This is a genomic window from Anabaena sp. CCY 9910, from assembly GCF_963920875.1.
Taxonomy (GTDB): Bacteria; Cyanobacteriota; Cyanobacteriia; order Cyanobacteriales; family Nostocaceae; genus Trichormus; species Trichormus variabilis.
Map to the genome: position 1 here is coordinate 63,126 of NZ_CAWUDJ010000011.1, position 12,120 is coordinate 75,245.

Annotated in this window: 12 protein-coding genes; 9 read left to right on the forward strand and 3 right to left on the reverse strand. The window is 42.7% G+C overall.

Annotation, left to right across the window (positions count from 1 at the left end; translation table 11 throughout):
- Nucleotides 1–160 precede the first annotated feature (160 nt).
- Entirely contained in the window at nucleotides 161–1,861 is a 1,701-nt protein-coding gene (locus ACM5QX_RS11045; RefSeq protein WP_414753546.1) for an NAD+ synthase, read from the forward strand.
- A gap of 57 nt (nucleotides 1,862–1,918) precedes the next feature.
- Complete coding sequence (locus ACM5QX_RS11050; protein ID WP_414753547.1) at nucleotides 1,919–2,821, forward strand: ABC transporter ATP-binding protein; 903 nt, start codon at nucleotides 1,919–1,921, stop codon at nucleotides 2,819–2,821.
- 7 nt (nucleotides 2,822–2,828) lie between these two features.
- Here ACM5QX_RS11050 and ACM5QX_RS11055 read toward each other — a convergent pair whose 3' ends face one another.
- The gene (locus ACM5QX_RS11055) at nucleotides 2,829–3,503 is read right to left on the reverse strand and encodes a tetratricopeptide repeat protein (RefSeq protein WP_414753548.1); all 675 of its coding nucleotides are present in this window, start codon (nucleotides 3,501–3,503) and stop codon (nucleotides 2,829–2,831) included.
- A 262-nt stretch (nucleotides 3,504–3,765) separates the two neighbouring features.
- Between ACM5QX_RS11055 and ACM5QX_RS11060 the strand changes: the two genes are divergently transcribed.
- Both ACM5QX_RS11060 and ACM5QX_RS11065 read left to right on the forward strand, forming a co-directional pair.
- Nucleotides 3,766–4,092 (forward strand): YbjQ family protein, encoded by a 327-nt coding sequence (locus ACM5QX_RS11060; protein WP_011317304.1) that lies wholly within the window; start codon nucleotides 3,766–3,768, stop codon nucleotides 4,090–4,092.
- A 359-nt stretch (nucleotides 4,093–4,451) separates the two neighbouring features.
- Nucleotides 4,452–5,087 (forward strand): hypothetical protein, encoded by a 636-nt coding sequence (locus tag ACM5QX_RS11065; protein WP_011317305.1) that lies wholly within the window; start codon nucleotides 4,452–4,454, stop codon nucleotides 5,085–5,087.
- A 199-nt stretch (nucleotides 5,088–5,286) separates the two neighbouring features.
- Here ACM5QX_RS11065 and ACM5QX_RS11070 read toward each other — a convergent pair whose 3' ends face one another.
- Together ACM5QX_RS11070 and sufR are read right to left on the reverse strand one after the other, a co-directional pair.
- A complete protein-coding gene (locus ACM5QX_RS11070) occupies nucleotides 5,287–5,547 on the reverse strand; it encodes a hypothetical protein (protein WP_414753549.1) in 261 nt (86 codons plus the stop codon).
- Nucleotides 5,548–5,654: 107 nt separating this feature from the next.
- Nucleotides 5,655–6,338 (reverse strand): iron-sulfur cluster biosynthesis transcriptional regulator SufR, encoded by a 684-nt coding sequence (gene sufR, locus ACM5QX_RS11075; protein ID WP_414753550.1) that lies wholly within the window; start codon nucleotides 6,336–6,338, stop codon nucleotides 5,655–5,657.
- A gap of 224 nt (nucleotides 6,339–6,562) precedes the next feature.
- Between sufR and sufB the strand changes: the two genes are divergently transcribed.
- From sufB to ACM5QX_RS11100, 5 genes are all read left to right on the forward strand, one after another.
- Nucleotides 6,563–8,002, forward strand: coding sequence for a Fe-S cluster assembly protein SufB (gene sufB, locus ACM5QX_RS11080; RefSeq protein WP_414753551.1), 1,440 nt, complete (start codon nucleotides 6,563–6,565; stop codon nucleotides 8,000–8,002).
- An 81-nt stretch (nucleotides 8,003–8,083) separates the two neighbouring features.
- A complete protein-coding gene (sufC, locus tag ACM5QX_RS11085; RefSeq protein ID WP_414753552.1) occupies nucleotides 8,084–8,872 on the forward strand; it encodes a Fe-S cluster assembly ATPase SufC in 789 nt (262 codons plus the stop codon).
- Nucleotides 8,872–10,269: a Fe-S cluster assembly protein SufD gene (gene sufD, locus ACM5QX_RS11090; RefSeq protein WP_414753553.1), complete on the forward strand. Its 1,398-nt coding sequence runs from the start codon at nucleotides 8,872–8,874 to the stop codon at nucleotides 10,267–10,269. Before sufC ends, sufD begins: the two co-directional genes overlap by 1 nt.
- A 34-nt stretch (nucleotides 10,270–10,303) precedes the next feature.
- Entirely contained in the window at nucleotides 10,304–11,566 is a 1,263-nt protein-coding gene (locus ACM5QX_RS11095) for a cysteine desulfurase (RefSeq protein WP_414753554.1), read from the forward strand.
- A gap of 33 nt (nucleotides 11,567–11,599) precedes the next feature.
- Nucleotides 11,600–12,049: a hypothetical protein gene (locus tag ACM5QX_RS11100; protein WP_414753555.1), complete on the forward strand. Its 450-nt coding sequence runs from the start codon at nucleotides 11,600–11,602 to the stop codon at nucleotides 12,047–12,049.
- Nucleotides 12,050–12,120: the final 71 nt, after the last annotated feature.

Here is a 12,120-nt window from a genome sequence, read left to right on the forward strand (position 1 = left end):
CCAAACCTCTCCCCGAAGCGGAGAGAGGCTTTGAATCTTGCGCCCCTTCCCTTGCAGGGAAGGGGTTGGGGGTTAGGTTTGAGAGAACGTTGCACACGGCGTGAGATAACCTTTCTGTAATGGCAACTGACCACTGACCACTGATCACTAACTAAAAACAATGAAAATTGCGATCGCTCAAATTAATCCTATTATTGGTGATTTAACTGGGAATGCTCAAAAAATTCTGGAAGTGGCACAACAGGCAATAAAAAAAGGTGCAAGACTGCTGCTAACTCCAGAACTATCTTTATGTGGTTATCCACCACGAGATTTATTATTAAATCCCAGTTTTGTAGAGGCAATGAGTGTAACTTTACAGCAGCTAGCTAGGGATTTGCCTGTAAATTTGGCTGTATTAGTAGGGACAGTTGAGCCAAATTATCAAGCCCATACTACTGGAGGAAAACCTTTATTTAACAGCACAGCTTTATTAGAAAATGGCAAAGTCAAACAGATGTTTCATAAGCGACTATTGCCTACCTATGATGTATTTGATGAACATCGTTATTTTGAAGCTGGACAACAAGCTAATTATTTTGCCTTAGATAATATTAATATCGGCGTGACAATTTGCGAAGATTTATGGAATGATGAGGAGTTTTGGGGCAAACGCAGTTACACAGCTAATCCCATTTCTGACTTAGCAATTTTAGGTGTAGATTTAATTGTCAATTTATCGGCTTCGCCCTACAGTTTAGGTAAGCAAAGCTTCCGAGAAGCAATGCTTAGACATAGTGCAGTCAGGTTTCAACAACCAGTAATTTACGCTAACCAAGTCGGCGGTAATGATGATTTAATTTTTGATGGTCGGAGTTTTGCCTTAAATCGTCAAGGCGAAGTGATGTGTCGGGCTAAGGGTTTTGCATCTGATTTAGTTACAGTAGATTTTGACGAATCACAACGAGATTTACAACTAAGTTCTGTTGCTTCTATTTATGAATCAGAAGATGAAGAAATTTGGCACGCTTTAGTTTTGGGTGTGCGAGACTATGCTCAAAAATGCCGTTTTTCTCAAGTTGTGCTGGGTTTAAGCGGTGGGATTGATTCTGCACTGGTGGCGACAATTGCCACTGAGGCCTTAGGTAAGGAAAATGTCTTTGGTGTGTTGATGCCATCTCCTTACAGTTCCGAACATTCTATTAGTGATGCTTTAGCATTAGCCGACAATTTGGGAATTAAGACCCAAATCTTACCCATAGGGGATTTAATGCAGAGTTTTGACCATAGTTTAGTAGAGTTATTTGCCGGGACAGAATTTGGTTTGGCTGAGGAGAACATCCAGTCACGGATTCGCGGTAACTTATTAATGGCGATCGCTAATAAATTTGGCTATCTATTACTATCCACCGGTAACAAGTCGGAAATGGCAGTCGGTTACTGCACCCTCTACGGCGACATGAACGGCGGCTTGGCTGTAATTGCCGATGTTCCCAAAACCCGCGTTTACTCCCTTTGCAAATGGCTAAACTCTCACCAGTCCCCAGTCATCCCCGAACACATCCTCACCAAAGCACCAAGCGCCGAACTCAAACCCGGTCAAGTTGACCAAGATTCCCTACCCCCCTACGAAATTTTAGACGACATCTTACAGCGCCTCATTCACAACCATCAATCAGTAGGGGAAATTGTCGCCGCCGGTCACGACCCTATGGTGGTAGACAAAGTTATCCAGATGGTCGCACGGGCAGAATTTAAGCGCCGCCAAGCACCCCCAGGACTAAAAATCACCGACCGCGCCTTTGGTACTGGCTGGCGAATGCCAATTGCTAGCAGTTGGAATGCGATTAAAAACAATTACCGCCTAAGTTACACATTCTGAAAGCCTCATTTAATGAATGGTAGTGTAGATGAGAAAATGATGTAACCAATTTACTGAATGATGGCTGCTGTTCTTCTCGAAAACGTCTACAAATTCTATAACAACACTCCTGTAGTTAACGACCTGTCATTCAACATTGAGGCCGGAGAAATATTTGCCCTCCTCGGCCCGAACGGTGCAGGGAAATCAACCACAATTCGGATGCTGACTACACTAACAAAACCATCCCAAGGAAAGATGGAGGTGGCTGGATATGATGTAGTGCGCCAACCTATGCTAGCTAAGCAAAGTATTGGCGTTGTCTTGCAGCAAACTAGCGTAGATGGTGATTTAAGTGTGTGGGAAAATATGGAACTACATGGGAGACTACATCACATCCCTAACCCACAGCGACAGCGACTAATTAATCAATGGCTGGATTATGTTGAATTAGCAGACAGACGGGAAAGCTTGGTAAAAACTCTGTCTGGAGGGATGAAACGAAGATTGCAAATAGCGAGAGCTTTATTGCATCAACCACAAATATTGTTTTTGGATGAACCGACGGTAGGGCTAGACCCCCAAACTCGTCGTCGGTTGTGGGAAATTATTCGGGATTTAAATAAACAAGGTATGACGATGTTATTAACAACTCATTACATGGATGAGGTGGAATTTTTATGTGATGCTTTTGGCTCTACTAAACCAGGGCGCATAGGTATTATGGATGGCGGTAAATTAATTTCTTTGGGGACTTTAAAACAATTGCGTTCTGCTCACGGCGAAGGCCTAATTATGAAACAGTTGAGCGTGACCACAACAAGCAATGATAGTTCACGAGGTTGGGAATATTTATTTTTTCCTTCTTTGGAAGAGGCAAATATTTATCTAAATCAACAGCCAGATAAAACAGGAATGATGGTTCGTCCCTCTAATTTAGAGGATATTTTCGTTGAGTTAACAGGAAGACAATTAAATTAATTGAGCTTTATAACTGCTGCAACATCGCCTCTACTCTAGCGACACCATCTGCATCGTTTCGCCTTTGGTATAAGTCGCGGGCTTTTTGCAGTAGGTTACTTGCTTGTTTAGTTTGCCGTCTTTGTTTATACATTGCTGCCATAAACTCATAAGTCTGGGCATTGTTTTTATCAAGCTTAATTGCTTGCTCAAATGCCCAATTAGCTGATTGGAAATCTCCCATCCGAGATTGAGTGATACCTAAACCCACATAAGCGCTAACATTGTTGCGGTTTAATTGAATAGCACGGCGGTAAGCTTCTTTTGCACCTGGTGTATCGCCCATGTTGCCTTTGATGTAACCTACTGCATAGAAAAAATCACTATTATTCGGGTTGATAGCGATCGCCCTACGGTATGATGCTAGTGCAGCCTGGAAATTTCCCTGTTGTGCGTGTAAATACCCAATTCCCGAATGAATTCTGGGGTTTCTCGGTTCCATTGTGGCAGCTTGTTGATAAACTGCGATCGCTCCATTATAGTCGCCAGCATCCACTAACCTCTTACCATCCTCTAGCAGTCGTTTTAACTCTGCATTGTTAGCTTGCACAACCAAAACCTGCCCTTGGGCTATTGTAGGGATAGTCGCAGTGCCACCACCCAACAACAACACACTCAACACGAATGATATGTGTTTGTACACAGTAATTTTCCCTAAATTATAGTGAACTTTTTTCTTGTTTATTAAAACAAAAAATTTGCATTTTGAAAACTGTATTTATCCCTTTTCACAAAATATTAATAATACGTAAATTTTCTCAAAATTTTCCATACAGAAAAACCAGAGTTTCTACTGAGTTAATTAGCGATGAAGACATAAATATTTAGTGTCAATCCTCCGATTGAGTATCAGCTTGATAAACTAGGAGCTAAGTTCCCTCATCAGCAATTTCTCAGGATAACTTATGATTGTCACAACAACAGATGTAATTCAAGGTGCAGTAATTGATTCTTACTTAGGTATTGTTACCGCAGAAGTCGTTTATGGTAGCAATTTTCTCCGAGATTTCCTAGCTGGTATCCGTGATGTTATCGGTGGACGGACTGGCAGCTATGAACGTTTATTTGAGCAGGGACAACGTAAAGCCATAGAAGAATTAGAACTCCGGGCGCAACGTTTAGGAGCAAATGCTGTCATTGGTATTGAAATAGACACCGGAACAATTAATGTAGACCAGTCAGGTGTTTTATTATTGATCACTGCAACAGGTACAGCAGTGAGAGTACGTTAGGGTGGCTGAATACTTCATTTACATACACTGCGGTTATAGTTTCTTATTCATTAAAGATGGGTAATTTTTTATTATTATTACCCATTATTAAATATCAAAATGTTTTAAATTCCTAAATATAATGGTAATCTTACTAAGTTTATCTAATTACCATCCATATAAAAAGTAGACATTTTTATTTCAAAAAATATAAATCAACTTATATAAATATAATCTATTTATTATTACTCAAGATAGAGCAAATAACTCTTTCTGCTGATAGATATTAAAATCTGCAATTAGCCATTTAATTTTAACGTAAGCATAAAAACTAAGAAAAATTTCGCTGAAGTTAAAGTAGTCAGGAGAAATAAAGACTTATGTCATACGTTAATAGAGTAGGCGACGATGTTATTCAACCTGAACCTACAGTGGTAGGAAGAGTAGGTGATTACCATGACCGTGTGCGTTGGGGTCCCATAATTTCTGGTGTATTAGTTGCTTTAGCTACTCAACTAATCTTGAGTGCTTTATTTGGTGCCATTGGTGCTGGTACAGTTTCTGGCTCAGGCGCACCTAGAACTATTGCGCCCAATGTGGCGGGGAATGTAGGGCTTTGGTCTACGGTTGCTTTACTGCTTTCTCTGTTCGTTGGTGGTTGGGTAACAGCTCGCGCTTGTGGTCCAATGAACCGAAATACAGCGCTACTTAACGGCGCAATTCTTTGGGCGACCACTTTAGCACTTAGCTCATGGTTATTAGCCAGTGGAGTATCGGGTGCTTTTGGTGTTGCGGCTTCTAACGCAGGAGAAGTTATCAACCAGGTACAACAACCAGGTGCTGCCATACCACAAAATGTACCCAACGTTACGGCAGAACAAGCTCGTGATATTGCGGCCGCAACTTCTAGAGGTTTGTGGTGGTTTGTATTCGGTTCTTTATTAGGTTTAGTTGCTTCCATGATAGGTGCAGCAGCAGGAGTTCGTAATCCTCGCTCTAACAATTACAACGCTTAATACCAACTTAATATAGGGATTTTTGTACAGTTAAGGTACAGAAAAAAGATTAACCGCAGATAAATATTAATTTTCTTAGGGACGCACAAAAGTGCGTCCCTATCTGTATAACTCATTTAATTGGTAACTGGGATAATTATTCTTCACAGCACCAGATCAACTAGAATAATTCAGTTATTTTTTGGAAAAAATCGGCGCTTCACCACTTCAAATATGATGATTCTATACCTTGCTCTCTTCTAAGTTTGCTATCTTTTTCAAACCAAGAAATAACTTGTTGTGTTGTCAAATCTTCTATAGATACACCATACTCTTGGGCAATATGCTGTAAGAGTTTTAGTGAAGAAATGGTCAATCTTGTTAAAAATTTTTCCGGAGATGACAAAAGAGCCGCATCAACTTTTGCTGATTCTTCTAAAGTGAGAAATTGGGTTGATGGTTGTTGAGATGGTAAATCCATAAAATTGTTTAAGAAGTCAGTCTTGGGTAATTATATAGCGACTAATTGGTAAACGCTTTTACCAATCGGCTATGATTCATGACCTAAACTGATATGAGAAAACCAATTTATATAAGAGATATTGGTTTGCGGGCTTGGACTAGATAGCCGCAACGATGTTCGCCGTTGATTAACCAATGAGTACGCTCGACTGTACAGTCTGGGAGAACAGCCGCAAACATTTCTAGTTCATGACCGCAGACGCTGGGGAATGATTCAGCAACGTTGGAAATTGCACAATTATGTTCGATGAAGATAAATCTTTCTTCCTCTATTGAGTCAGGGGAATCTACAGGGTGATATTCAGCCATGAAGCCTTCAGCTTTTCGCAAATTAACTAAATTAGCTACCCTTTCTTTAATTGAACCGCAACCTACAAGATCGCGGTATTCTTGGGCTTTACGCTCCCACTGTTTTTGTAAAATAGTCTTGAATTGGTCGTGTCCGACGGTTTCGGCTAGGGTATCTAATAAGGATACGGCAAAATCACCGTGGCGATCGCTGGCGTTTTTGTGCAAGCGTTCTCTTCCTTGGCGACTTAATTGATAAATATGCTGCGGTCGCCCCATTCCCGCTTGTGTTGTATTGGAATACACAACTAACTCTTCCGCCTCCAAATCTTTGAGATGACGACGAATTGCTTGGGGGCTGACATCTAATACAGTGGCTAAGTCCAGGGCTGTTGCCTGTGAGTGTTTTAAGAGATACTCTAAAATCTCTTGCTTAGTTGAGGCTTGCTGAGTAGTCGCCATCTTCTTCTAAAAATTTTTTGAGAAAATTTGACTTTGACAACATTGTTGTTGTTAATCTAGCGTAAAATGAAGATACCTTAAACAACATCGATGTTGTTTTACTCTCCACCCCCATTCTAACAGCCGTGTCACCACTCAGTAATACGAGATGAGTTCGGCTAGACCAAAGCCCGTCTCCCATCCTTATCTAGAGATTTAGAACCGAACACGAGAGAACACTACCAATGAGTGCCACTGTAAAAACCTTAGTCAACCAACCCTACAAGTACGGCTTTGTCACCGATATTGAAGCCGACACTATCCCGCGTGGACTCAGTGAAGACGTTGTCCGCTTAATCTCCGCCAAGAAGAACGAGCCGGAGTTTATGCTGGAATATCGTCTTAAAGCGTTTCGTCAGTGGCAAAAAATGACGGAACCAGCTTGGCCAAGTGTCAAGTATCCACCCATAGACTATCAGAATATCATCTATTACTCAGCGCCGAAACAAAAGAAAGCCAAACTCAACAGCTTAGACGAAGTTGATCCCACCCTGATAGAAACCTTCGAGAAGTTGGGGATTCCCCTATCTGAACAAAAGCGCTTGGCAAACGTTGCGGTAGATGCCATTTTTGATAGCGTTTCTGTCGCCACTACATTTAAAGAAAAACTCGCCAAAGACGGCGTAATTTTCTGCTCAATTTCCGAAGCTTTACAAGAACACCCAGAACTCATCAAGAAATACCTGGGTAGCGTTGTTCCCATTGCTGATAACTACTTTGCAGCCCTCAATGCCGCAGTATTTAGTGATGGTTCTTTTGTCTATATTCCTAAAGGCGTAAAATGCCCAATGGAATTATCTACCTACTTCCGCATCAACTCCGGTGATACGGGACAGTTTGAGCGGACTTTGATTGTCGCTGAAGAAGGTAGTTATGTTTCTTACCTGGAAGGTTGCACCGCACCTATGTACGACAGCAATCAACTCCACGCGGCTGTAGTGGAACTCATCGCCTTAGATAACGCCGAGATTAAATATTCCACAGTGCAGAACTGGTATGCTGGCGATGCTAATGGTAAAGGCGGGATTTATAACTTCGTCACCAAGCGGGGTTTGTGTCAAGGCGTAAATTCTAAGATTTCTTGGACACAAGTCGAAACTGGTTCTGCTATTACTTGGAAGTATCCTAGTTGCGTATTGGTTGGCGATAACTCCGTCGGTGAATTTTACTCGGTAGCACTGACAAATAATATGCAGCAAGCCGACACCGGGACGAAGATGATTCATATCGGGAAGAACACCCGTAGCACAATTATTTCTAAAGGAATCTCTGCCGGTCAATCTAGTAATAGTTACCGGGGTTTGGTGAAAATCAATCCCACAGCCAAAGGCGCACGGAACTATTCCCAGTGTGACTCTATGTTAATTGGCGATAATGCCCACGCTAATACTTTCCCTTATATTCAAGTGCAGAATAATACGGGTAAGGTGGAACATGAGGCTTCTACTTCCAAAATAGGGGAAGATCAGTTATTTTTCTTTGCTCAACGCGGTATTTCTTCGGAGGACGCTATTTCTATGATGATTAGCGGCTTCTGTAAGGATGTGTTTAATCAGCTACCGATGGAGTTTGCGGTGGAAGCTGATAAGTTGTTGAGTTTGAAGTTGGAAGGTAGTGTGGGTTAGGGATTTTTAACGCAGAGAAGCGCTGAGGTAGGCGCTGAGGTACGAGGAGAAGAGAGAGAAGAAAGAGAGAAGAGAGAGAACATGATTATTGAAAATAGTGAAGTTGTGCTGTCGGTGAAGAATTTGACGGCGGAGGTTGATGGTACGCCCATTCTCAAGGGTGTGAATCTTGAGGTGCGTTCTGGTGAAATCCATGCGATCATGGGGCCGAATGGTTCGGGGAAGAGTACTTTTTCTAAGGTGTTGGCGGGACATCCTGCTTATACGGTGACTGGTGGTGAGGTAATTTTTCAAGGACAGAATTTATTGGAGTTGGAACCGGAGGAACGGGCGCGGACTGGTGTGTTTCTGGCTTTCCAGTATCCTTTGGAAATTCCTGGCGTGAGTAATTTGGATTTCTTGCGGGTGGCTTATAATTCTCGTCGCAAAGCCCAAGGGTTGGAGGAAATTGATACCTTTGATTTTGACGACTTGATTGAGGAAAAGTTGGAAGTGGTAAAGATGAATCCTGCTTTCCTGAATCGGAGTGTGAATGAAGGGTTTTCTGGTGGTGAGAAAAAGCGCAATGAGATTCTGCAAATGGCGCTGCTGGAACCGAAGTTGGCAATTTTGGATGAGACTGATTCTGGTTTAGATATTGATGCACTAAAAATTGTGGCTCATGGTGTGAATCAACTCGCTAGTCCGGAAAATGCCACGATTATGATTACTCACTACCAACGGTTGCTCGATTATATTGTGCCGGATTTTGTTCATGTGATGGCACGGGGGCAGATAATTACTAGTGGTGGTAAGGAATTGGCACTAGAGTTAGAGTCTCGTGGTTATGACTGGCTGCTAGAAGATACTGCTGTTGAGGTGGGTGTGTAATGACAATGCAAGTTTCTCCTAGTGCAATTGCTAACTCGGATGTGGTGAATTTGACAGCGAGTTTGTTGGATAGAGATAGTTATTTGGTTAGTTTGTTAAATCAGGTAACTGTCCCAGCAACAGAGGGATGGTTACGGGAATTGCGTGAACGGGCGACGAGTTGGGCGCGTCATTCGGTGATTCCCAACACCCGTGAGGAAGAATGGCGGTTTACAGATTTGTCGGCGTTGCGGCGGGTGGAATTTCATCGCGCGGCGGCGCATACAGATGTAGAAACGTTGCATGCAAAATTGGGTGTAGAGACGTTGCATGCAACGTCTCTACTACGGGGTAGAGGTGATAAAGGATTGGTGTTTGTGAATGGGGTTTACACACCAGAATTATCCAACGTCGCCAATCTACCAACAGGTATAGTCGTTGGTAATTTATCTGCATTACCCATCACTGAGCAGGAACGTGTACAAAAATATTTAGCACAATCGGAAGGTGCATTAGAAGTATTCACCGCCCTGAATACGGCTGGTATCTCTGATGTGGCTGTGGTGTTGGTGGCAAAGAATGTCATTGTGGAAACACCAATACATCTATTATTTATTTCTGTGGCTGATGAAACTGCTACGATTTCCCAACCCCGGTGTTTAGTGGTGGCGGAAAGTGGTTCCCAGGTGAGTGTAGTTGAAGAATTTGTTACCCCCAATGCAGACGAAGGGGTTTACCTTACCAACGCAGTTACGGAAATTACGATCGCCGACAATGCCCAAGTAGTTCACACTAGAGTTGAGAATGAAAGTAAGCAAGCTTTCCATATCGGGAAAACTGCGGTAACCCAAGCGCGTTATAGCCGCTATACTTGTCACGCCGTAACTTTAGGTGGGAAGATATCACGGCACAATTTAGAGATTTTGCAGACTGGTGAACAAACCGAAACTACTCTCAACGGTTTGACGATGATAGCCAGTAACCAATTAGCAGATACTCATAGTGCGATCGCTCTCAATCATCCTTATGGTACAAGTAAGCAGTTACATAAATGTATTGTAGGCGATCGCGCTCACGCCGTCTTCAACGGTAAAGTTTTCGTCCCCAAACCCGCCCAGCTAACAGATGCAGCCCAGTTAAACCGCAATTTGCTGTTATCATCAAAAGCCAGAGTTGACACCAAACCCCAATTAGAAATTACCGCCGACAACGTAAAATGCGCCCACGGTGCAACCGTTAGCCAGTTAGAAGACGATGAAATATTCTACCTGCAAAGCCGGGGAATAGATGCCAACGACGCACGGAAGTTATTAGTAAACGCCTTCGCCGCCGAAATCATCAATCAAATACCTGTACCCTCCCTACGAGATAAATTACTAACCACAGTCACTAGTTTTAAATCCTTAACTAACGACTAATGACTAATGACTATTGACTATTGACTAATTACCCATGACTTATACACCTACCAAAACCCTTGCAGATAAAGTCCGCGCCGACTTCCCCATATTGCATCAGGAAGTCAACGGTAAAACCTTAGTTTACTTAGATAATGCGGCAACATCGCAAAAACCCTTGTTCGTCTTAAATGCACTCAGGGATTATTACGAGCAATATAACTCCAATGTGCATCGGGGAGCGCATACTCTCAGCGCCAAAGCCACAGACGCTTATGAAGGCGCACGGGACAAAATCGCTAAATTTATTAATGCAGCCTCCCGCCAAGAAATTGTTTACACCCGCAACGCCAGCGAAGCGATTAACCTCGTCGCCTACAGCTGGGGGATGAACAATTTACAAGCAGGTGACGAAATTATTCTGTCGGTGATGGAACACCACAGTAATATAGTCCCCTGGCAATTTGTGGCTCAAAAAACGGGTGCAGTTCTCAAGTTTGTGGAACTGACACCAGAACAAACCTTGGATATGGAACAGTTTAAACAACTGATTTCCGAAAAAACCAAACTGGTTTCCATCGTCCACGTTTCTAACACATTGGGTTGTATAAATCCAGTGGCAGAGATTGCGGAAATTACTCACAGATACGGCGCGAAATTCTTAGTTGATGCTTGTCAAAGTGTTCCCCATATGCCCGTCGATGTCCAGCAAATAGACTGTGACTGGTTGGTAGCATCTGGGCATAAAATGTGCGCTCCCACAGGCATCGGATTCTTATATGGTAAGTTGGCATTATTAGAAGCAATGCCCCCATTTTTTGGTGGTGGGGAAATGATCGCTGAGGTATATTTAGACCATTCTACCTATGCGGAATTGCCCCATAAATTTGAAGCTGGTACACCTGCCATTGGTGAGGCGATCGCTCTTGGTGCAGCGATAGATTATCTTACTGATATCGGCATGGATAAAATCCACGCCTACGAAGCTGAATTAACAGCTTATTTGTGGCAAAAGTTAGGTCAAATTCCTCAAATTACCCTCTACGGCCCCACACCGGATGCTCATGGAGAAGGTAGAGCCGCATTAGCCACATTTACAATTGAAGGTATCCACGCTAACGACCTATCTACATTATTAGATCAAGAAGGTGTAGCCATCCGTTCTGGACACCACTGCACCCAACCATTACACCGCCACTTAGGTTTAGCTGGAACCGCACGCGCCAGCCTATCTTTCTACAATACCCGTGAGGAAATTGATGTATTCATCAAAGCACTCAAGGAAACCATTGACTTTTTTGCTGGGATCTTTGGTTAACTTAGGGTGGGCAATGCCCACCTTTTGATTTTTATGAAAAAATCTACTTTAACTCTGCTATGTTTGGTTTGGGTTTTGATTCCTCATGGGGCGATCGCAGGAGGGTCTAGTTGGGAATATCAAGTTGTTAAGTTCAAGAAAACATCCCCGACATCAGCAGAATTTTCTCTACGTCCCACAAGGCGAGAACAAAACCATCCTAGAAAAGAGTGTAAAGAGATTGTAGTACGCGCTCGATATCGCCCTGAAGCATTTTGGCGACGGACGTGGAGCAGATTTGTTTCTAGAAGAACACAAAATCAAGCTCTTCGCTTACTTGCAGAATCATTTCAAAAGAAAAAACCAACCAGATTTGGCGAAATAGGTACTGGTTTGAAGAAAGTAAATGGTAAAGCTTGTGTTTTTGAAAGTAGGGGACTTGATGTGCGTCAAGAACATCCGAGTAAACAAAATGCCGTATATTCCTATTACGATCCCATTTAGCCTCATTGAGAATGTGAGTTCGACTGAACGGGAGAGTTACCCGGCAGGTTCGCCGTAAGGCGTTCTCGTAG